Genomic DNA, 22284 nt, shown 5'->3' with positions numbered 1-22284 from the left:
GTAAATATGAAAAATAGTCTATTCGTGACTAAACGTAACGGAACACAAGAAAAAATAAACTTAGACAAAATTCATAAAGTTTTAAATTGGGCAGCTAAAGGACTAGAAGATATATCTGTTTCTCAAGTAGAATTACGATCACGTATTCAATTTTATAATAACATAACAACCATTAATATACATGAAACAATTATTAAAGCTGCAGCAGATTTAATATCTCAAGATACACCTGATTATCAATATCTTGCCGCGAGACTTGCTATTTTTCATTTAAGAAAAAAGGCTTATGGTCAATTTGAACCACCAGTACTATATAATCATGTAAAAAAATTAGTAAATTTGGGGAAATATGATAAAAACTTATTACAAGATTACTCTTTTAAAGAATATGTAATAATGGATTCTTTTATTGATCATCGCCGTGATATGAATTTTTCTTATGCCGCTGTCAAACAATTAGAAGGAAAATATTTATTACAGAATCGTATTACTGGAAAAATTTACGAAAGTGCACAATTTCTATATATTTTAATATCTGCATGTTTATTTTCTAAATATCCTAAAAATATTCGCATGAATTATATTCAAAGATTTTACAATGCAATTTCTACCTTTAAAATTTCATTACCTACACCAATTATGTCAGGTGTAAGAACACCAACTCGTCAATTTAGTTCTTGTGTTTTAATTGAATGTGCAGATAATTTAAACTCTATTAATGCCACAGCTAGTTGTATTGTTAAATATGTTTCTCAAAGAGCTGGTATTGGAATTAATGCTGGTCAAATTAGAGCTTTAGGAAGTCCAATTCGAAATGGAGAAGCATTTCATACAGGGTGTATTCCTTTTTATAAACATTTTCAAAGTGCTGTAAAATCTTGTTCACAGGGAGGTGTTAGAGGAGGAGCAGCGACAGTTTTTTATCCAATCTGGCATCTTGAGATTGAAAATCTATTAGTTTTAAAAAATAATAGAGGTGTTGAAGAAAACAGAGTACGTCATCTTGATTACGCTGTTCAAATTAATAAACTAATGTATCAAAGAATGTTGATAGGTGCAAATATTACATTATTTAGTCCTTCTGATGTTCCAGAGTTATATGAAGTTTTTTTTTCTGATCAAAAAAAATTTAAAGAAATATACATTGATTATGAAAATAATAAAAATATAAGAAAAAAAACCATCAAAGCAATTAATTTATTCTCTCTAATTATGCAAGAAAGAACTTCAACTGGACGAATTTATATACAAAATGTAGATCATTGTAATTCACATAGTCCCTTTAATCCTAAATTAGCCCCAATAAAGCAATCTAATTTATGTTTAGAAATTACATTGCCTACCAAGCCATTAAATGATATTTATGATAAAAATGGAGAAATAGCTCTTTGTACATTATCAGCTTTAAATTTAGGATCAATTAAACATTTAAAAGAACTTGAAGAATTATCTATATTGTCTGTTCGAGCATTAGATGAAATATTAGAATATCAAAACTATCCAATAATATCAGCAAAAACATCCTCTATTTCAAGACGTTCTTTAGGTATTGGTGTAATTAATTTTGCATATTATTTAGCTAAAAATAAAGTTCGTTATTCAGATGGTAGCGCAAAAAATTTAACACACAAAACTTTTGAAGCAATACAATATTATTTATTACAAGCTTCTTGTGAATTAGCTAAAGAAAAAGGATCATGTCTATTATTCGATCAAACAAATTATTACTTAGGAAAATTACCAATAGATACATATAAAAAAGATATAGATATAATATGTAATGAACCATTACATTTAAATTGGAACTTATTACGAAAAAAAATTAAAAAGTATGGTTTAAGAAATTCTACTTTATCTGCTTTAATGCCGTCAGAAACATCTTCTCAAATATCTAATGCAACCAATGGTATTGAACCGCCAAGAGGATTTATTAGTATAAAAGCATCAAAAGATGGAATGTTAAAACAAGTTGTACCAGAATATAAAAAATTAAAAGCACAATATGAATTACTTTGGAATATACCAAATAATACTGGATACTTAGAACTTGTAGCTATTATGCAAAAATTTATTGATCAATCTATTTCAGTAAATACTAATTATGATCCCAAAAAATTTGAAAACGAAAAAATACCGATGAAACAACTATTATATGATTTACTTATAGCATACAAACTAGGAATAAAAACTTTATATTACCAAAATACAAGAGATGGAGCTGAAGATAATTATAATTTTAATAAATATAAAACAAATAAAGAAGATAATTGTACAAGTGGTTCTTGTATTATATAATATTTCGATAAACTACATAAAATGTAAAAAATTTATTTTTTAGGTATAAAAAGTGTCCTATACAACATTTTCAAAAAAAAAGAATAATCAGTTAATAGAACCTATGTTTTTCGGACAATCTGTAAATATAGCTAGATATGATCAACAAAAATATAATATTTTTGAAAAATTAATTGAAAAACAACTTTCATTTTTTTGGAGACCAGAAGAGATAGACTTGTCACAAGATCGTATAGATTTTCAAAACCTTCCTTCACATGAAAAACATATTTTTATTAGTAATTTAAAATATCAAACATTACTCGATTCAATTCAAGGACGAAGTCCAAACATTGCTTTTTTACCTATTATATCTATTCCTGAATTAGAAACATGGATTGAAACATGGTCATTTTCAGAAACAATTCACTCTCGTTCTTATACTCATATAATTAGAAATATTATTAATAATCCATCAATCATTTTTGATGATATTATAAGTAATAAAAATATTAATGATAGAGCAAAAGATATTTCTAATTATTATGATGAATTAATCCAAATGACTAGTTATTGGCATTTATTAGGAGAAGGACATCACATAGTAAATGAGAAAAAAATTTATATTAATTTACATTTGTTAAAGAAAAAATTATATCTGTGTTTAATTAGTGTTAATGTGCTAGAAGCAATTAGGTTTTATGTAAGTTTTGCTTGCTCATTTGCATTTGCAGAAAGAGAAATTATGGAAGGAAATGCAAAAATTATTAGATTAATTGCAAGAGACGAAGCATTGCATTTAACAGGTACTCAACACATTTTATATCTTTTAAGTAATAAAAAAAATAATGAAAATATGCACAATATTGTTAAAGAATGTCAAGAAATAGTAATTAAAATTTTTATATCAGCTTCAGAGCAAGAAAAAAAATGGGCAGAATATTTATTTCGAGATGGTTCAATGTTAGGGTTAAATAAAGATATACTATGTCAATACATAGAATATATTACTAATATTCGTATGGATGCAATAGGTTTAAAAATGCCTTTTCAACAAAAATCTAATCCTATTCCTTGGATTGATTCTTGGTTAAACTCTGATTATATACAAAATGCTCCTCAAGAAACCGAAATTAGTTCTTATTTAGTAGGTCAAATTGATTCTAAGGTATCTAATCAAGAATTTAAAAAATTTAAACTATAAAATGAGCAATTCTACTATTGAAATAGTAAATAAAAAAATAATTTTTTACACACAAAATATTTCGTTATTATCTACTCTAGAAAAAAATAATATATTTATAGGATATCAATGTAAGTCTGGATATTGTGGAACTTGTCGTATACAAATAATAAAAGGAAAAATAAGTTACCCAATAAAACAGCCTATAGCTGCTTTATTTAAAACAAATGAAATTTTTCCATGTTGCTGTCAGCCAAACGGTAATATTATAATTAAAATCTAATTAAAATATATTATGACTGAATCGAAGTCAAAGCAATAGTATAAATAATATCTTCAATTGATGCGCCCCTGGATAAATCATTCACTGGTTTTCTTAATCCTTGTAACATAGGTCCAATACAAATTAAGCCTAAAGAACGTTGTATTGCCTTATAAGTGATATTACCAGAATTTAAATCTGGAAAAATAAAAATATTTGCAGATCCTTCAATCAATGAACTTGGAGTTTTTAACTTAGAAACTTTTTTTGAGATAGCAGCATCATATTGAATAGGACCTTCAATAATTAAATTAGGTTGTTTTAATTTTACAATAGAAGTTGCATTCCTTACTTTTTCTACTTGTAATCCGTTTCCAGAATATCCGCTAGAATAAGATAACATTGCTATACGTGGTTCTATACCAAAATTTTTAGCTGAATTAGCAGATTGAATTGCAATTTCTGCTAATTCTTCAGCAGTTGGATCAACATTAATTGCACAATCACCATAAATTAAAACTTCTTGAGGAAATAGCATAAAAAATATTGAAGAAACTAAAGAATAAATAGAATTAGTTTTAATAATCTGTAACGCTGGACGTATAGTATTAGCTGTTGTATTTATCGAACCAGATACTAATCCATCAACTTCATTAGATTCTAGTATTAAAGTTGCTAAAATAGTATTATCTTGCAATTGCTTTATTGCAGAAAATTCAGTCATTCCTTTATTTTTTCTCAATTCTAGTAATCTTGAAATATAATTATTTCGTATTAAATTAGGTTGTATTATTTTAATATTTTTACTTAAATGAATCCCTTTATCATGAGCTATCTCGTAAATTTTTTTTGGATTTCCTAATAATATACATTCTGCAATTCCTAAGGAATCAGAAATTGAAGCCGCTTGTAATATACGAGGTTCATATGCTTCAGGAAGTATAATTCGTTTTATATTTTTTTGAGATAATTTTTTTAAACGATAACAAAATTCTTTAGGTGAATATTTTCTTTTATAATTAATTTTTTTATTTTGAAACAAAAATAAATTAATATTGTTAAAATAACTAGAAATATATTTTAATATTTTATTAATGTATGTCTTATTATAAAAATTAATATTAAAATTAAATTTTTCTAATTGAGACAATGTCATTATTGTATTTTTATTAACAAAAAATATAGGAATATTACTATTTTTTAAATAATCAATTAAGTTTAAAACGTTTTTTGTATATTTAAATGTTCCTGTTAAAATAATACCACTAATTTTATTTACTTTTGATTTGAGAAATAACTCATTAATAAATGTTTCTATACGATTTAAACAAATTAAAAATAAAGCATTACTATAATTTTTTTTTATTATATTTTTATAATTTTCATCAAATATTATTATTTTCTTAACAATAGAATTCTTTATATTTTTTGTATTAATAATACTTGCATTTAAAAAGCTACAAATCTCTATTACAGACGGTTTTAATAAACTTTTGTTCCAAGGAATACAGGCTAAGGTAGAAAAAAATCTATTTTTTAAAAAAATATCTTTTTTAATTATATCAATATGTGCATTTTTTTTTAAATTATATAAAATATTTAATTTTTCTGTAAAATTATATTTTGATTTTATAAAAGGAGAGCTAATATTATTAAAAATAAAACCTAAAATATTTTTATATTTACTATATTTTAAAAATATTTTTATTTTATTTTCTTTTTTACTGATATATTCAAAAGCATATTCTCTTAAATTTTCTAAAAATATTACTTCAGCATTTATATTTTGTGAAACTTCATAATTTATTTTATCAGCATCAATATGATCTTTTTTATTTATACCTTTAATAAAAATTAATCCATTTATATTTTTTTTATTATAACATTGTTCAATAACTTGATTAACAAGAGTATTATATTGACTCGAATTAAAATATTGTTCTGAAAAATCTATATTTTCTAATGTAATTATATTCTTTGAAAAATATTTATTAATAATAAATTTAGTTTTATCTTTTAAAGGATCTATAAGAGAAAAATAAAAAAAATATTTAAAAAAAATATTTGTTGTTTTTTTATCAATTAAAGAAATTAAACTTAAAGTAATAGTAGTCATACTAACATTTTCATTTAAAGGAACTAACATTATAATACGTGACATAATATTCTTATTATCTTAAAATATATAAAAAAAATTAATAAATAATTATATTTAACTAACTATTTTAATTGTATCTTGTGCTATCAACAATTCTTCATTTGTAGGAATAACAAAAACTGGAATAGATTTGTCGATTGTAATTAATCCACTTTTTCCGTTTTTAATTAATAAATTCTTTTCTATATCAATTTTAAAACCCATTAAATATAATTTTGATAAAGTTATTTCTCGAATTAATGATACATTTTCACCAATTCCACCAGTGAATACTACTGCATCTAGTCGCTTATCCATAAGACACATATAAGAAGCAATATATTTAGATAATCGATGACAAAAAATATCTACAGATAACTGTACTCTTTTATCAGTAGAGTAATGTTTTTCAAGATAACGAAAATCACTACTTTTTCCACTTAATCCTAACAAACCAGATTCTTTTGTTAATATTTCATGAATTTTATCTATACTTATTCCCATTTGTTGATGCATAAAAAAAATAATTGAAGGATCTATATCACCGCTCCGAGTCCCCATAACCAAACCTTCCAAAGGCGTCAAACCCATAGAAGTATCTACACATACTCCATTACGAATTGCAGAAACAGAAGATCCATTACCTAAATGGCATGTTATAATATTTAATAAATTAAAGTCTTTATTTAACATAATAGATGCTTGATATGAAACATAATTATGGCTAATTCCATGTGCACCATAACGTCGAATATAATATTTTTTATAAAAAATATAGGGAATAGCATACAAAAATGAAGTTTTAGGCATTTTTTGATAAAAAGAAGTATCAAACACTGCTACATTTTTATTCGATAAAATAGGTAATTTTTCAATTACCATTTTAATTCCTATTAAATTTGCAGGATTATGCAATGGAGCAAAAGGAATAGCTTCTTTAATAAAATTTATAGTTTCAGAATTTATTAAAATAGATTTATTAATTTTTTTTCCACCATGAACAACTCTATGACCTATCCCTATGATATTATTCAATATATCTTGTTTTTTTGATAAAACTTTATCAAAGATAAAATTTAAAGCATCTTGATGAGATATATAAGATCCTATGTTTTTTTTATATTCTACTCCTAAATATTGCCATCTAATATATGTTTGTTTTAAAAATAAACATTCTACCAAACCAGATAAATATTTTTTTTTACTTTTTGGGTTTAATATAGAAAATTTTATAGAAGAACTTCCACAATTTAATACAAAAATTAAATTATTCAATATTGTTTACCAGTATGTTATTAAAATTAAAAAGTAAAAATAATTATTTTTAATATATGTTTTAAAAATTATTATATTTAATATATAATAATTACTTTATTAAAAAAAGATAATTTGATAAAAATAAATATTTTTATTAATATTTTCATCAATGTAAAGTTAAAAAAACATGATACTACAAAAAAAAATTATTAAATTACTTCATGTAAAACCAAAAATTATACCAAAAATAGAAATTGAAAATCGTATTATAGAATTAAAAAAATATTTACTTCAAAATACTAATTTAAAATCTTTAATTGTAGCTATTAGTGGGGGGCAAGATTCAACGTTAACAGGAAAACTATGCCAAATAACAATTGAACAATTACGTAGAGAAAAAAATAACAACTCTTATCAATTTATTGCATTAAGATTACCATATGGTATTCAAAAAGACGAACAAGATTGCAAAGAAGTAATTAAATTTATTAAGCCAGATAAAGTTTTTACAATTAATATCAAAAATTCTGTTTTAAGTAGTGAATTATCATTAAATATAGCAGGAATTAAAATTTCAGATTATGTTAAAGGAAATGAAAAATCAAGAGAAAGAATGAAAGTACAATATAGTGTTGCTGCAATGACAAATGGAATAGTTGTAGGAACAAGTAATGCGGCAGAAATTATTACAGGTTTCTTTACTAAATACGGAGATCATGGGGTAGATATAAATCTAATATCTAAATTAAACAAAAGACAAGGTCAATTATTATTAAAACAACTTAATTGTCCTCAGAATTTATATTTAAAAACACCAACCGCAGATCTTGAAGATAAAAATCCACAAAAACCAGACGAAATTGCTTTAGGTATTAAATACAATATAATTGATTCTTACCTAGAAGGAAAAGAAATAAACATATCAGATAGAAAAATTATTGAGAAACTTTATTTACATACACAACATAAAAGAAATACAATTAATATTGGATAAAATTTAAAATATTTTTAATGCAATATCATTTTTTTTTGTTCAATCGAATGAATTTGAACTTTAATGATTTCACTAATAGGATCTTCAGGACAGTTTTCAACAAAATAAAGTAAATCTGTTAAAGCAACGTGATTACAATCTAAATGAGCATAAATTAATCCTCTATCACGAATTTCATATGGATCATTAGGATCAATTTGCAAAAGAACGTTACTAACATTTAATGCTAACTCCATGTTTTTTTCCTCCATTAAAGCTGATTTTAAAGTGTTTAACATTTTACGAATAATAGTAACAGATTCTGCTTGATATAAATCGTTTTCATATAATTCTGCTGTAGGACTAATATTTCCTTTTAACCAAACTTCTAATGTATGTTGATCTAATATTTCACCATTAAATGGATTAATTAACCATTTATTTTTATCTGACCAATCCGCTCGTAATATTAATTGAGTAGGAAATGCTACGGGATTTAATGGTAATCTTAATTCTTTTGCAATATGTAACAAAAGGATTCCTAAAGATACTGCGGTACCTTGTCGAGTCTTCAAAACATTATCAATCCATAATACGTCTGAAAGTTTATAAATACCGCTAGCTCCACCAAAATTCCAATGTTTATAAAATAAATTTAATAATTTTTTTAATTTTTCATTTGGTTCAATTTCAGATGAAATATAAGATTTTGCTTCTTTAATTTTATTACACATATCTAAGATTATAGAATCTATAGGAAAATCTTCTCGAATAAACTGAGAAGCTGATATAATAGAATCAAAAAGTGATAATTTAGATAAACTATTTTTTGAAAAAGATTTCATATTTTTATACTAATACTTTTAGGTAATCAAGACATTGAAATTTATTTTTGTATTTTAATAAATGATATTTAATTATGTTTTTATAATTTAAAACTTTTTCTTTTTAAATTAAAAGAGTTGAAAATATTATTATTTTTTTTGACCAATAGTAATACGATCATTACCTCCATAATCTTTATAAGATGTTATATTAAAAAAATTATATTTTTTAAATAAAAACCGAACTTTGAATTTCTGTTTCCATCCATGTTCAATAAAAAGCCAACCTTTACAAAATAAATAATTTTTTGATTGTTTTATAATTAACTCAATATCTTTTAAACCATTATTTTTGGATACTAATGCATTAACCGGTTCAAAAATAAGATCTTTTTTAAAAAAGTGCATTTCTTTTAAACTAAGATATGGAGGATTACTTACAATAATATGAAATTTTTGATTTATGTTTGAAAACCAATTACTATAAAAAAAAACAATATTATTTAAGCTTAATTCTAGAGCATTTATTTTAGCTATTTTAATAGCTTTATTTGAATTGTCAACAGCAGTAATATTAAAATTTTTACAAACACTCGCAAGCGCTAATCCAATCGCTCCACAACCAGTTCCTAAATCAAGAATATATATTTTATTTCTATCAATTTTAGACAATACTTGTTCAACTAAAATTTCTGTATCAGGCCTAGGAATTAAAGTATCTTGAGAAACACGTAAAGATAAAGACCAAAATTCTTTTTTTCCTAATATATAAGCCATTGGCTCTCTTATAGATCTTCGATAAACAAATTTTTTTAATATTTTTTGATTTAATTCATTTAACTCTGTTCTATCAAAAGCTATAATCCAAGAACGTGAACGTTGTAAAACATGACATAATAATATTTCTGCTTCGTATTTGGGATAGTCAAGATGCGAAAATATTTTAATTGTTTTATCTAACCATTCATATATTTTCATAATTTAAACGTAGATAAAGAAGACAGAATATCAGCTTGATATTCTTGAACTATTGGTTTAATAAGTAAGTCCAACTTTCCTTCTAATACTTCATCTAATTTATATATAGTTAAATTAATTCTATGATCTGTAATTCTATTTTGAGGAAAATTATATGTTCTATTTCTATCTGATCTTGAACCGCTACCTAACAAATTTCGTCTCATAGAAGAATTTTCTTGTTGGTTTTGTGCTAATTTTTCAGTATACAATCGAGCTGATAAAATAGATAAAGCTTTTGCTTTATTTTTATGTTGTGATCGTTCATCTTGACATTCTACTACATTCCCAGTAGGAAGATGCGTAATTCTAATAGCTGAATCAGTAGTATTTACATGTTGACCACCAGCACCAGAGGAACGAAATGTATCAATCTTTAAATCAGATAGATTAATTTCTTCTTTTTCTGTTTTAGGAAGAATCGGCATTACAGCAATAGTACAAGTAGAAGTATGAATTCTTCCTTGTGATTCAGTTTCTGGAACTCTTTGAACACGATGCCCTCCTGATTCAAATTTTAATTGACCAACAGCTCCTTTACCTGTAACTTTAACTATTATTTCTTTAAATCCTCCTTTTTCATTTTCACTTGAACTCATTATTTCTGTTTTCCACATATAACTTTCAGCATATCTTATATACATTCTGCATAACTGACCAGCAAAAATAGACGACTCATCTCCACCTGTAGCAGATCTAATTTCAATTAAGCAACTATGCTGATCATTAGGATCTTCTGGTAATAATAATATTTTAATTTTTGTTTCTATTTTTTTTTTTTGTTTTTTAAGTATATAATATTCTTCTTTAGCTATATCGTACATTTCTTTGTCATCAAATAATACATTAATATTTTTAATATCAGATTCTACTTTTTCCCAACGAATAAAATATTTAACAATTTCAGAAAGTTTTAAATATTCTTGAGATAAATTTTTTAACTTATCTTGATTTGAAATAATATCGTTTTGAGTAAGTAATACTTCAATTTCTTGATGACGATATTTTAAAGATTTTAATTTATTAATAATAGAAGCATTCATATAATATTATCCTTTTGCAAATTCAAAAAAAATAAAACTCAAATAATGTTAATATATTTTCAAATAAATAAAAATATTATATTGCTAATAATAATTAAAAAAAAAATTAAAATCTTTCAATTAAAATGATTATATCATTTTTAATAATTTTCAGTATAATTTTAATAAATATTAACATAAAATAATTTTTAAAAATAAATACCAAAATGATATATACATGGCCTTCTCCTGCAAAAATTAATTTATTTTTATACGTTACAGGTATTCGTTCAGACGGATACCATTATATACAAAGCTTATTTCAATTTCTTAATTATGGTGATACATTAAAAATTATTCCTAATAAAACTGGCAACATTGAACTATTTACAGAAAAAAAACTTTTTCTAAAAAAAACAAACACTATTATTGAAGCTGCTAAACTATTAAAATCAAAAGCATTATATTATGAAAAGACAAATTGTACTACTCTTGGTGCAAAAATATTTTTAAATAAAAAAATACCTATAGGAAGTGGACTAGGAGGAGGTTCATCTAATGCTGCGACAGTATTAGTAGTATTAAACAAGCTCTGGAGAACAAAATTTACATTACAAGAGTTAGCCAAATTTAGTCTTAATATAGGATCAGATATTCCAGCATTTATCATGGGAAAAACATCTATTATTGAAGGAATAGGAGAAATATTGCACCCTATTGAAAGAGAAGAAAAATGGTATCTAATTGTATATCCTGAAATTCACGTTTTAACAAAAAATATATTTTCTAGTTCTCTGCTGAAAAGTAAAACACAAAAAAAACCAATTCAATTACTATTAACATCTCCATTTAGTAATGATTTTGAAAATATAGTAAGTAATAAATTTAAAACAATAAAAAAATTACTATCTATATTATCTCTCTATGCACCCACTCGAATGACTGGAACAGGATCCTGTGTTTTTGCTGAATTTAATGATAAAACATCTGCTCAAAAAATATTTTCTTTACTGCCTAAGAATATGAAAGGATTTATTGCTAAAAGTGTTAATACTTCTCCATTACATCATGTTTTTTATAAACAAAATAAGCATATTTTCAATTAAAAAATCAACATTTAAATAAAAAACAAGGTTTTTTATGCCAGATATGAAATTATTTGCTGGAAATTCTATTCCAAAACTAGCAAAATTTATTGCTCGTCGACTTTATATCAATTTAGGAAACGCATCTGTAGGTAGATTTAGTGACGGTGAAATTAGCGTTCAAATCAATGAAAATGTTAGAGGAAGCGATGTATTTATTATTCAATCAACTTGTTCTCCAACTAATGACAACATTATGGAACTAGTTGTGATGGTAGATGCTTTAAGAAGAGCTTCAGCTGGTAGAATTACTGCAGTAATTCCATATTTTGGATACTCACGTCAAGATCGTCGTGTACGATCTGCACGTGTTCCAATTACAGCTAAAGTCGTTGCTGATTTTTTATCTAGTATTGGAGTTGATCGTGTATTAACAGTAGATTTACATGCTGAACAAATTCAAGGTTTTTTTGACGTACCTGTAGATAATGTATTTGGTAGTTTGATTCTTTTAGAAGATATGTTGCAAAGAGAATTAAAAAATCCTATTGTCGTATCACCTGATATTGGTGGAGTAGTGAGAGCAAGAGCAATTGCTAAACTGCTTTATGATACTGATATGGCAATTATAGATAAAAGAAGACCTCATCCTAATATTTCTCAAGTGATGAATATTATCGGAGATGTAGCAAATAGAGATTGTATTTTAGTTGATGATATGATTGATACGGGAGGAACACTATGTAAAGCTGCAGAAGCACTTAAAGAAAGAGGTGCAAAAAGAGTTTTTGCATATGCTACACATCCTATTTTCTCAGGTAAAGCATCGGAAAATTTAAAACATTCTGTTATTGATGAAGTTGTTGTATGTGATACTATTCCTTTACAAGAAAAAATTAGACTATTACCAAATGTACGAACTCTTACATTATCTGGAATGTTAGCAGAAGCTATAAGACGAATCAGTAATGAAGAGTCTATTTCTGCTATGTTTGAACATTAATAAATTAATCCTAAGCACACTATACTTTTTAAAATAATGTGCTTAGTATTTTAAAAAAATTTTAATAAAATATTAAGTTTTATTATATAAAACTATTCAAAAAATAAATCAATTAAAAAAGATTTATTTATTAAATTTAAATAAATAGCATCACTATATTTACTAATACCAAAAAATATAAAAAATACTAATATTATTCCACGAGACAAACCAAAAATACCTCCTAAAACAATATTAATATATAATAATTTAAGTTTTTTAATTATTTTGTTTAAAACAAACATCAATAGTATTTTTGTTGTAAAAAAAAAATAATAATAATTAAAATTACTAAATAGTTGTCATTTTTTACAATGATATCATCATAAAAAACACTAAAATATTTGTAATTAATAAAAAAATATAAAATAAAAAACCAAAATACAGTAGATATGAACTCTTTTAAAAAACCTCGAAATATTCCTAAAAAAGTAGAAAATAAAATAATAATAAGAATGATATAATCTATCAAAAGCATAGTCTTTCCAAAAAAAATAATATTTTTATTATTTTATTCTATTTCTTTTGTTTTATAGAAATGAATTCTGAAACAGTAATAAACGATCCAAAAACTAATACGATATCTTTTTTATTTAATATTTTTTTTAAATTATTCCAAGCATTAGAAATGCTATTAAAAAAAAACGTTTTTTGAATAGGTAAATTACTTTTTAATTGATCAAGACTAGCACTTCGATCTACAGATAAAGTAGAAGTATACCAATAAGAGATTTTATTTCTTAATGGAGCAACAATTGATGAAATATCTTTATCTTTTAATACACCAAATATAGCATATATGTTTCCTTGTATATCCATTTGATCAATTTTTTTAGAAAGATATAAAGCAGCATGAGCATTATGAGCAACATCGACAATTATATGAGGAAAACAAGAAATAGTTTGAAATCTACCTGGTAATTGTATTTTAGCAATTGCATGTCTTAGTTTTTTTTTATTAATATCAAGATCAGAGTAAAATAATGCTGATAAGGCAATTGCTGCATTTGGTAATGGTATTTTAGGTATTGGTAAATTATACAATGCTATTTTTGAATGAATTAAATTCCAGGTATTATTATATTTTTCCCAATACCAATCTTTATTGATTATTTTTAATATTGTTTTAGTTGTTTTAGCTTCTTGATATATAGAATCTGGAATATCTTTTTCGCCAATAACAGAAATTTTATTTTTTCTAAAAATACCAGCTTTTTCTCGAGCTATATTAAATCTATTTACACCTAAAATTGAAGTATGATCAATACCTATATTAGTAATCACAGATAAATCTGAGTCTATAATATTAGTAGCATCTAATCTACCTCCTAAACCAACTTCTAATATAATAATATCTAATGAATATTGTTTAAATAAAAATAAAGCTGCAAGTGTAATAAATTCAAAATAACTTAAAGAATAATTTAATTTTGCAGAATGTATATTAAGAAACGCAAAAACATATTGCATTTCAGTGACATATAATCCATTAATTTTCACACGTTCTACAAAATTTAATAGATGTGGAGATGTATATAAACCAACTTGATATCCTGAATCTAATAATAATTTTTCTAACATAGCACATGTTGTTCCTTTACCGTTTGTTCCTCCTACAGTAAAAAAAAAAGATTTTAAATTTAATAAATTTAATTTTCGTGCAATATGTTTAATATCTATTAAATTTATTTGATTTTTCTTTTTCAATTTTTCTAAGTATTTAATCCACATAGAAAAAGAAAATTTGTTTTTACACATATTTCCAACTTATTTTAAAACAGTTTTGTATATTGATATAAAATTTATATAAATTTTAAAAAGTATTAAATATAAATAACTAGTATAGTATTATTTTTTTTTAATAAAGATAATATTTATTATAAACGTAATCACTAAAATTATTGATATAGCACTAAAAGTAAGAAAAGTTGAAATAATTATAAATTTTTCAAATAATATTTTAAATCCTATAAATATTAAAATAAATGATAATGCATATTCCAACATAGAATATTTATTTATCACCGATGCTATAAATAAATACATAAATCTTAAACTTAAAACTGCAAAAATATTAGATACCAAAATAATAAATAGATTATGAGTAACAGAAAAAATAGCAGGAATACTATCTGCTGAAAAGATAATATCACTCAATTCTATAAGAATTAAAGATATAAATAAAGGAGTAAAAAATATTTTATTATTTATTTTTAAAAAAAAATTTGAAGTATTAGTGTTATCACTTATTCTAAATATTTTATACATCCAAGATAAACTTATATTTTTTTTATCATTTTGTATTTGATTTGATACACAAAACGTTTTAATTCCAATAAATATAAATAATATTCCAAAACAATATAATATCCAATGCCATTTAGAAAATAAAAAATAACCAAAAAAAGAAAAAATACAACGTAATACTAAACCTAATAACAACCCATACAATAAAACTTTTTTTTGATAAATCGTTGGTATTTTAAGTGATTTAAATACTAAAAACCAAACAAAAACATTATCTCCAGAAAGTATAATTTCTAATAAATAACTAGTTAAAAAACAAATAATATTTTTATTAGCATAATTAATTCCAGTGGAATTATACAAGAAAATCCAAAATATAAAAATAAATAATAAAAAAGCAAAACAATAAATAAATACCCAAGGATATAAAAAAAAACTCTGTTTTATTTTTTTTTTAATACTATATTTGTTAAAAATGAATATGATTAAAATTAAAAAAAAAAGACTTCCAAAAATTATCGAGTTAAAAAAAAAATACTCATTAAATATCTCTTTATTTAATTAAAAATTGATTTCAATAAAAACTGTGAATAATATTATGAATATTTGTATTAATTAAATAATATAAAATTATTATTTATTTGTGATTAATAAAAACTATTTAATAAAATGTATTAAATTAATTAATGCGTTCGGATACAATCCTAATATTAATAAAAATATTCCAGAAAATAATATTAAAATTTTAGACGAAATATGAATCCAAGAAGTAGATATAACTTTACTATTGGTAAATAGTTTATTAGGTGGTTTCAAATATAAATTTATAATTAATCTAAAATAACCATAAAAACCTAATATACTTCCAAATAGAAAACCAAAACCAATTAACCATAAATGATGTTTAATTATCATAGATAAAATATAAAATTTTCCAATAAAACCTAACGTTATAGGGATTCCTGCTAAAGAAAGTAAAACAATCGTAATAACACTACTTAAAACAGGTTGAGACCAAAATAAACCTCTATATGAATCTATTAAATCTATGTCATTAGATGCATTGGAAAATAATTGAATAGCACCAAAATATGATATATTAATAAATAAATAGTTAAATAAATAAATTACTACTGTTTCCAAAGAAAAAATATAATTATTTTTTAAAACAAGCAATATTATTAATAAATAACCTAATTGTGATATTGATGAATATCCAAAAAATCTTTTAATATTCTTTTGGAAAATTGCCATCCAATTACCAAATAATATTGAAAGAATACTAACTAATGATAAGATTACGTATAATATTTTATTATTTAAAATAAAATTATATGAAAATATATGTAACAAAACACTAAAAAGAGCTACTTTTCCAGAAACAGAAAAAAATGATAAAATTGAAGATGGTGTTCCCTGATAAATATCCGATGTCCATAAATGAAAAGGAACTAGTGACAATTTAAATAGAAAAGAAGTTAATACCATAACTACACCGAATAGTAAAACTAATTTTTCATTATTAGATGTAAATGATAAAACATAATTTATAGACGAAATACTAAGATTTCCAGAAATAGCGTATATCCAAGAAATACCAAGTAATAAAAACGAAGAAGATATCGCTGATAAAATAAGATATTTAAATGATGCTTCTAAAGAATAATATACATAATTTGAATATGCAATCAAACCAAATACTGGTAATGACATTAACTCAATACTAATAAAAATTGATGATATATGACTAGAAATAGTCAGACAAATTGCACCTAATGTTGATAGAAGAAGAAGTAAATAAAATTCCTCTTTATTAAAAGGATAGTTTAATAACCATGAATACGAAAAAATACAAGTAGCAATGCTAGAAATTAAAATAATACTAATATATAAAATAGAATATTTAGTAATATAAAATAAACTAGTAATATGAATAGGAACGATTGAAATTAAAAAATATAATGTAAATAAGGTTATAATTAAACCAAATATGCTAAAAAAAGCAACAATAGAATGATTTCGATTATAAGAAATAGACAATATAACTGTTACTGAACTTACTATTAAAATCAACAAAGGGAATAAAGCAGTTAATTCTTGTAAATTTATTATCATTATTTGTTATAACCTTGTCTTTAAAATAGAATTAATAAATTCTTTTTGAAAATGATATATAGAAGATATAGTATCTTGTGCAATATTTAATATTTTTTGAGGCATTACACCTAAAAAAATTAATACTAACATTAATATTATTAATATCCAAAGTTCTTTGATATTAGGAAACAACGTTAAACAACTTTTTTGAGAAGGTCCATAATAAATCCTTTGGATCATATATAAAGAATAAATAGAAGAAAAAACAATGCTTATTACAGCTATAATGGATATCATTGAATATGTTTTGAATGTCCCAAATAAAATAAGAAATTCACCAATAAAATTTCCCGTTCCTGGAAGTCCTAAGTTTGATAAAGCAAAAAATAAAGAAAAAGCAGGTATCCAATAAATATTGGACCAAAAACCTCCCATTTTAAGAATATTTTGAGTATTAAAATATTTATAAATTTGACCTGAGATAATACATAAAGCAGCAGTTGATATACTACTAGATATTATTTGTATAATTACTCCCTGAAAAGCAATTTCATTATTACTATAAATAGCAATTAAAATTAACCCCATATGAGAAATTGAAGCATAGGCAATTAAACGTTTAATATTTTTTTGAGAAAAAGCTAATAAAGCACCATAAAATATACTAAATAAACCTAAAAACATAGCAATTGGAGCAATTTTTTGTATTGTATTTGGAAAAAGTGTCATACTATAACGAAAAAGTCCATAAGGAGCAATCTTTAATAAAGAACCAATTATATCTACTGCACCACAATATGAAGATTCAGCATGAAAATCTGATAACCACCCATGAAATGGAACAATAGGCATTTTTATAATAAAAGAAATAAAAAAACCTAGCATAATAATGTATTCTATTTTTGAATCAATAGTATTAAAAAGTAATAAGTTATAATTAAATGTTAAAATATGAGTATTTTGATAATAACTAAAAACTAATAATAAAATTGATACTAACATTACTAGTCCAGAGATTTGTGCATATATAAAAAACTTATTAGCAGCATTTATAGAACTGCTCTTATTTTCTCTATTATTTCCCCATAATGAAATTAGAAAATACATTGGAACTAATATAATTTCCCAACAAAAGAAAAATAAAAATAAGTCACAAGCAATAAAAATTCCAATAACTCCAGTTAGCACTAACATAAAATTAAAATAAAAAAACCCTTCATTTTCTTTAATTTCATTCCATGCGCATAAAATAGCAATAATTCCTAAAAAAAAAGTTAAAAATAACATAATAATTGAAAAACTATCAATAGCTAAATGAAATTCTATTCCAAATCTAGGTATCCAAGGTAATATTAATTGATAATTCCAATTAGGATAATGATCTAAGTGATGCGTATAAAAATTGCTAGAAAACCATATTTTAATAGTAACAAAAAGTATTAATATTATACTAATCAAAGAAATATAACGAGGTGCACACTTATTTAATTTAAAAGATAAATAGGAAACAAAACTACTACAAAATGGAATGATAACTAATAAAAAAAGCAACATCAGACATATATTCCTATGATTTATAAAAAACTATTTAATTAAAAAATTTTTAAATAATCCATAAATTAAATTTTTATAAAAATAAAATTAATATAAAAATAAAATTAACACCAAATAACATTGATTCTATATACCATTTTACATCTCCATTAACAGTTTTTAATAAAATAAAATTGAATTTTTTAGTAGTATTAATAAAAAAATTATTAATTTTATTAAATGGGTCAGAGGATAATATATTACAAACAAATAAATAAAATCTTACAAAAACTAAATTATATAATGAATCAAAATAAAATCCATTTAGTAAAAAAGAATGTATAAATCGAAAAATTTTTAATTGCAATACTTTAACAATTAAATATGTATTCTTGATCCATAAATAATATGCAATCCAAATCCCTAAAATTGATATACAACTAGATATACATTCAAATAAAAATTTATTATTTATAGCATAGTGCAATGTAGGAAATACAAAAGATAAAGAAGGTATAATATAAATACCTAGTACACTAGAAAATAGTAATAAAATTAATAATGGTATATTATGTGTTAATTTTTCTTGATATAACAAGTTAGAAAAACTAAACTTATTAAATAAAATGAAAATCATTCTAAATGTATAAATAGATGTTAATAATGATCCAAATAAACTCAATAAAAATAAACCAATATAACCGCTTTCTAATACACTAAATAAAATATTACCTTTACTATAAAAACCAGCTGTAATTAATGGAAATGAAATTAAAGATGCGCCGCCAAAAATGAAACTAACATATAAAATAGGACATTTTATGTTCATTTTAGACATTTTAAATATATTTTTTTCATTTTTACAAAATGCAATTAAAGAGCCAGCAGATAAAAATAATAAGGCTTTAAACACAGCATGTATCATTAAATGTGTGATTGCAGCAGACCATGCTTGTACGCCTAGTGATAAAAACATATATCCTATTTGACTCATAGTAGAATATGCAAGTATACGCTTTATATCTGTTTGAACTAATGCACAAAGACTCGAAAGTAATATGGTTAAAATACCAATACAACTTATAAGATATAATATATGTGGAGTTAGTAAAAATAAACAATGTGTTCTAGCTATTAAATATATACCAGCAGTTACCATAGTTGCAGCATGAATTAAAGCTGAAACAGGGGTTGGACCAACCATAGCGTCTGATAACCAAGTTTGTAAAGGAAATTGTGCTGATTTACCAATTACGCCAATGAATAAAAAAAATGTTATTAAGCTTGTATTAAAATCATTTGTATAAATAAAATTTGATAAAAAATTAATTTTTTGAAAATTAAAAGTTCCATATTTTTGATATATTAAAAACATTGAAATTATTAAAAATATATCTGAAATTCGCGTTAAAATAAAAGCTTTTAAAGCATATTTATTATTATTACTACTACGATAATAAAAACCAATTAATAAATAAGAACATACACTAACACCTTCCCAACCAAGATACATAAATATAAAATTATCTGCTAATACTAACAAAGACATACTTGCTATAAATAAATTAGTATAAGCAAAAAAACGTGAATATCCTTCTTTGTTTTGCATATACCAAATCGAAAAAATATGTATTAGTAGACCTACTCCTGTAATTACTACTAACATACTTAAAGATAATCCATCTAAAATTAAACTACAATCTATTCTAAATGTATTAATATTTATCCAACACCATAATTTTTGCATCCAAACTTGAGAAGTATTATGCATAGAAAGTATTCTATAAAAAACAGTAATAAAAAATGAAAAAAATATTGAAGCAACTCCTATAATAGATATACTTTTTTTTGAAAGTATTCCTTGTGTACAAGACAAAACAAAGAAACTAATTAATGGAAATAAAATTATTAAAAAAATAATATTCATCCATTCATCTCACTTAACACATTAATGTTTAGTGTTTTTTTATTTCGATATAATTGAAGTAATAATGCTAATGCTATACTAGCTTCAGAGGCAGCTAAAGTAATGGCAAGTATATACATTATATGACCATCTGGTTGCTTCCAATATGTACTTACTACAACTAATGCTAATGCAGCGGCATTCATCATAATTTCTAAACTAATTAATATGAATATCACATTACGACGAACTATAAGAGATGTTAAACCTAAAATAAACAATATTAATGATAAAAATAAACCATGAAATAAAGAAATCATAAATTGTTATCCTTATAAATTTAAGAAGTTATGATCATTTTTTTTGATTTAATTTTTTTTCTGTACCAATATGAAAAACTACAACTAAAGCAGATAATAAAAGAAAAGAAGCAAGTTCAATTAATAATAAATAAGGACCAAATAAACTAATACCTATAATTTTGGTATTGGTTATAAAAAAGTCAATTTTTTTTTCTTTAAGAAAAAAAATAACATATGTCATTGATAAAAATAAAATTAGTGTTAAACAACTTGGCGCTAACCAAAATATAGGATGTAAATACTTTTTTTCTTGTATATCATCTTTCTGACCAAGATTAAGTGTCATAATGATGAAAACAAATAAAACTATAATTGCTCCTGCATATATGATAACTTCTAAAGCACCTGCGAAAAAAGCACCAATTGTAAAAAAAACACCTGATATTGATAAAAGAGAAATTATTAAATATAATAAAGAATAAACTGCATTTTTTTGAATAATTACTAAAAAAGTTGAAACAATTGCTATAAAAGAACATATATAAAAAACTAAATTCATTTAATGGTCTCCTTTATGGTAATAAAGTTTTTACATTAACAGGTGGTAATTCCATATCTAATTCACCTGTTTTTTTACCACTAATAACTACACCAGAAAAATGATAAAAATTATAATCAGGATATTTACCTGGACCAGAAATTAACAAATCTTGTTTTTCATAAACTAAATTATACCTTTTAAAATCTGATAATTCAAAATCTGAAGTTAATTGAATAGCAGCAGTAGGACAAGCTTCTTCACACAAACCACAAAAGATACAACGAGAAAAATTAATTCTAAAAAATTTAGGATACCAACGACCACCTATTTTTTCAGATTTTTGTAAAGAAATACAATCAACCGGACAAACAACTGCACATAAATTACATGCAACACAACGCTCATCTCCATTGGTATTTCTAGTTAATATAATACGACCACGATATCGAGGAGGTAAATAAACCTTTTCTTCTGGATATGATTTAGTTTCAGATTTAGAAAATATGTTTTTAAAAACCATCCACATACTTCTTATTTGTATAAAAAATCCAATAATGATTTTTTTAAATTTCATAAATAAAA

General features: G+C 23.5%; 21 protein-coding genes. 6 read left to right on the top strand and 15 right to left on the bottom strand.

Going from position 1 to position 22284, the window contains the following annotated elements; translation table 11 throughout:
• The first annotated feature begins 6 nt into the window (after window positions 1-6).
• From nrdA to yfaE, 3 genes are read left to right on the top strand one after another with little or no spacing between them, the layout of a single operon-like run.
• The gene (nrdA, locus tag D9V62_RS00915) at window positions 7-2295 is read left to right on the top strand and encodes a class 1a ribonucleoside-diphosphate reductase subunit alpha (RefSeq protein WP_158339944.1); all 2289 of its coding nucleotides are present in this window, start codon (window positions 7-9) and stop codon (window positions 2293-2295) included.
• A gap of 52 nt (window positions 2296-2347) precedes the next feature.
• Window positions 2348-3478: a class Ia ribonucleoside-diphosphate reductase subunit beta gene (gene nrdB / locus D9V62_RS00910; RefSeq protein ID WP_158339943.1), complete on the top strand. Its 1131-nt coding sequence runs from the start codon at window positions 2348-2350 to the stop codon at window positions 3476-3478.
• Between the two features lies 1 nt (window position 3479).
• Window positions 3480-3740 carry a class I ribonucleotide reductase maintenance protein YfaE gene (gene yfaE / locus D9V62_RS00905; RefSeq protein WP_158339942.1) on the top strand — a complete coding sequence of 87 codons (261 nt, stop codon included), beginning with the start codon at window positions 3480-3482 and terminating at the stop codon, window positions 3738-3740.
• 10 nt (window positions 3741-3750) lie between these two features.
• Here the strand turns inward: yfaE and pta are convergent, their stop codons facing one another.
• A complete protein-coding gene (pta, locus tag D9V62_RS00900; protein WP_158339941.1) occupies window positions 3751-5880 on the bottom strand; it encodes a phosphate acetyltransferase in 2130 nt (709 codons plus the stop codon).
• Window positions 5881-5931: 51 nt separating this feature from the next.
• Complete coding sequence (locus D9V62_RS00895; RefSeq protein ID WP_158339940.1) at window positions 5932-7134, bottom strand: acetate kinase; 1203 nt, start codon at window positions 7132-7134, stop codon at window positions 5932-5934.
• A 166-nt stretch (window positions 7135-7300) separates the two neighbouring features.
• Here D9V62_RS00895 and nadE point away from each other — a divergent pair, with 166 nt between their 5' ends.
• Complete coding sequence (nadE, locus tag D9V62_RS00890; RefSeq protein ID WP_158339939.1) at window positions 7301-8107, top strand: ammonia-dependent NAD(+) synthetase; 807 nt, start codon at window positions 7301-7303, stop codon at window positions 8105-8107.
• Between the two features lie 14 nt (window positions 8108-8121).
• Here the strand turns inward: nadE and sirB1 are convergent, their stop codons facing one another.
• From sirB1 to prfA, 3 genes are all read right to left on the bottom strand, one after another.
• The gene (gene sirB1, locus D9V62_RS00885) at window positions 8122-8931 is read right to left on the bottom strand and encodes an invasion regulator SirB1 (RefSeq protein ID WP_158339938.1); all 810 of its coding nucleotides are present in this window, start codon (window positions 8929-8931) and stop codon (window positions 8122-8124) included.
• Between the two features lie 129 nt (window positions 8932-9060).
• On the bottom strand, window positions 9061-9888 hold the full coding sequence (gene prmC, locus D9V62_RS00880) for a peptide chain release factor N(5)-glutamine methyltransferase (protein ID WP_158339937.1): 828 nt from the start codon (window positions 9886-9888) through the stop codon (window positions 9061-9063).
• Entirely contained in the window at window positions 9885-10970 is a 1086-nt protein-coding gene (gene prfA / locus D9V62_RS00875) for a peptide chain release factor 1 (protein ID WP_158339936.1), read from the bottom strand. Before prfA ends, prmC begins: the two co-directional genes overlap by 4 nt.
• 206 nt (window positions 10971-11176) lie before the next feature.
• On the opposite strand from prfA, the gene ispE reads away from it, so the two are divergent.
• Window positions 11177-12055, top strand: coding sequence for a 4-(cytidine 5'-diphospho)-2-C-methyl-D-erythritol kinase (gene ispE, locus D9V62_RS00870; RefSeq protein ID WP_158339935.1), 879 nt, complete (start codon window positions 11177-11179; stop codon window positions 12053-12055).
• 34 nt (window positions 12056-12089) lie between these two features.
• Window positions 12090-13037 (top strand): ribose-phosphate pyrophosphokinase, encoded by a 948-nt coding sequence (locus D9V62_RS00865; protein WP_158339934.1) that lies wholly within the window; start codon window positions 12090-12092, stop codon window positions 13035-13037.
• A 92-nt stretch (window positions 13038-13129) separates the two neighbouring features.
• Here D9V62_RS00865 and D9V62_RS00860 read toward each other — a convergent pair whose 3' ends face one another.
• The 10 genes from D9V62_RS00860 to nuoI form a co-directional block, all read right to left on the bottom strand.
• Entirely contained in the window at window positions 13130-13321 is a 192-nt protein-coding gene (locus D9V62_RS00860; RefSeq protein ID WP_158339933.1) for a hypothetical protein, read from the bottom strand.
• Window positions 13321-13554: a CvpA family protein gene (locus D9V62_RS03205; RefSeq protein ID WP_158339932.1), complete on the bottom strand. Its 234-nt coding sequence runs from the start codon at window positions 13552-13554 to the stop codon at window positions 13321-13323. Before D9V62_RS03205 ends, D9V62_RS00860 begins: the two co-directional genes overlap by 1 nt.
• Before the next feature lie 38 nt (window positions 13555-13592).
• A complete protein-coding gene (gene folC / locus D9V62_RS00850) occupies window positions 13593-14834 on the bottom strand; it encodes a bifunctional tetrahydrofolate synthase/dihydrofolate synthase (RefSeq protein WP_158339931.1) in 1242 nt (413 codons plus the stop codon).
• Window positions 14835-14924: 90 nt separating this feature from the next.
• The gene (locus tag D9V62_RS00845) at window positions 14925-15686 is read right to left on the bottom strand and encodes a TerC family protein (RefSeq protein WP_187312794.1); all 762 of its coding nucleotides are present in this window, start codon (window positions 15684-15686) and stop codon (window positions 14925-14927) included.
• 294 nt (window positions 15687-15980) lie between these two features.
• A complete protein-coding gene (locus D9V62_RS00840) occupies window positions 15981-17438 on the bottom strand; it encodes an NADH-quinone oxidoreductase subunit N (RefSeq protein ID WP_158339929.1) in 1458 nt (485 codons plus the stop codon).
• Window positions 17439-17444: 6 nt separating this feature from the next.
• Window positions 17445-18974, bottom strand: coding sequence for a NuoM family protein (locus tag D9V62_RS00835; protein WP_158339928.1), 1530 nt, complete (start codon window positions 18972-18974; stop codon window positions 17445-17447).
• Window positions 18975-19047: 73 nt separating this feature from the next.
• On the bottom strand, window positions 19048-20880 hold the full coding sequence (gene nuoL, locus D9V62_RS00830) for an NADH-quinone oxidoreductase subunit L (protein WP_158339927.1): 1833 nt from the start codon (window positions 20878-20880) through the stop codon (window positions 19048-19050).
• Complete coding sequence (gene nuoK / locus D9V62_RS00825; RefSeq protein ID WP_158339926.1) at window positions 20877-21179, bottom strand: NADH-quinone oxidoreductase subunit NuoK; 303 nt, start codon at window positions 21177-21179, stop codon at window positions 20877-20879. The genes nuoL and nuoK overlap by 4 nt, the downstream gene beginning before the upstream one ends.
• A gap of 34 nt (window positions 21180-21213) precedes the next feature.
• Complete coding sequence (gene nuoJ / locus D9V62_RS00820) at window positions 21214-21720, bottom strand: NADH-quinone oxidoreductase subunit J (protein ID WP_158339925.1); 507 nt, start codon at window positions 21718-21720, stop codon at window positions 21214-21216.
• A 13-nt stretch (window positions 21721-21733) separates the two neighbouring features.
• Window positions 21734-22276 (bottom strand): NADH-quinone oxidoreductase subunit NuoI, encoded by a 543-nt coding sequence (gene nuoI, locus D9V62_RS00815; RefSeq protein ID WP_158339924.1) that lies wholly within the window; start codon window positions 22274-22276, stop codon window positions 21734-21736.
• Window positions 22277-22284 lie beyond the last annotated feature (8 nt).

It is taken from the genome of Buchnera aphidicola (Aphis helianthi) (genome assembly GCF_005083845.1).
GTDB classification, from domain to species: Bacteria; Pseudomonadota; Gammaproteobacteria; order Enterobacterales; family Enterobacteriaceae; genus Buchnera; species Buchnera aphidicola_AW.
Note: the sequence above shows the minus strand (reverse complement) of the source record. Positions and strands in the feature narration are given on the sequence as shown.

What these genes read in the sequence shown, in the direction of transcription:
- nrdA (WP_158339944.1), top strand. Translation starts at nt 7, where the DNA reads ATGAAAAATAGTCTATTCGTGACTAAACGTAACGGAACACAAGAAAAA.
- yfaE (WP_158339942.1), top strand. Translation starts at nt 3,480, where the DNA reads ATGAGCAATTCTACTATTGAAATAGTAAATAAAAAAATAATTTTTTAC.
- pta (WP_158339941.1), bottom strand. Translation starts at nt 5,880, where the DNA reads ATGTCACGTATTATAATGTTAGTTCCTTTAAATGAAAATGTTAGTATG.
- nadE (WP_158339939.1), top strand. Translation starts at nt 7,301, where the DNA reads ATGATACTACAAAAAAAAATTATTAAATTACTTCATGTAAAACCAAAA.
- sirB1 (WP_158339938.1), bottom strand. Translation starts at nt 8,931, where the DNA reads ATGAAATCTTTTTCAAAAAATAGTTTATCTAAATTATCACTTTTTGAT.
- prmC (WP_158339937.1), bottom strand. Translation starts at nt 9,888, where the DNA reads ATGAAAATATATGAATGGTTAGATAAAACAATTAAAATATTTTCGCAT.
- prfA (WP_158339936.1), bottom strand. Translation starts at nt 10,970, where the DNA reads ATGAATGCTTCTATTATTAATAAATTAAAATCTTTAAAATATCGTCAT.
- ispE (WP_158339935.1), top strand. Translation starts at nt 11,177, where the DNA reads ATGATATATACATGGCCTTCTCCTGCAAAAATTAATTTATTTTTATAC.
- D9V62_RS00865 (WP_158339934.1), top strand. Translation starts at nt 12,090, where the DNA reads ATGCCAGATATGAAATTATTTGCTGGAAATTCTATTCCAAAACTAGCA.
- D9V62_RS00860 (WP_158339933.1), bottom strand. Translation starts at nt 13,321, where the DNA reads ATGTTTGTTTTAAACAAAATAATTAAAAAACTTAAATTATTATATATT.
- D9V62_RS03205 (WP_158339932.1), bottom strand. Translation starts at nt 13,554, where the DNA reads ATGCTTTTGATAGATTATATCATTCTTATTATTATTTTATTTTCTACT.
- folC (WP_158339931.1), bottom strand. Translation starts at nt 14,834, where the DNA reads ATGTGTAAAAACAAATTTTCTTTTTCTATGTGGATTAAATACTTAGAA.
- D9V62_RS00840 (WP_158339929.1), bottom strand. Translation starts at nt 17,438, where the DNA reads ATGATAATAAATTTACAAGAATTAACTGCTTTATTCCCTTTGTTGATT.
- D9V62_RS00835 (WP_158339928.1), bottom strand. Translation starts at nt 18,974, where the DNA reads ATGTTGCTTTTTTTATTAGTTATCATTCCATTTTGTAGTAGTTTTGTT.
- nuoL (WP_158339927.1), bottom strand. Translation starts at nt 20,880, where the DNA reads ATGAATATTATTTTTTTAATAATTTTATTTCCATTAATTAGTTTCTTT.
- nuoK (WP_158339926.1), bottom strand. Translation starts at nt 21,179, where the DNA reads ATGATTTCTTTATTTCATGGTTTATTTTTATCATTAATATTGTTTATT.
- nuoJ (WP_158339925.1), bottom strand. Translation starts at nt 21,720, where the DNA reads ATGAATTTAGTTTTTTATATATGTTCTTTTATAGCAATTGTTTCAACT.
- nuoI (WP_158339924.1), bottom strand. Translation starts at nt 22,276, where the DNA reads ATGAAATTTAAAAAAATCATTATTGGATTTTTTATACAAATAAGAAGT.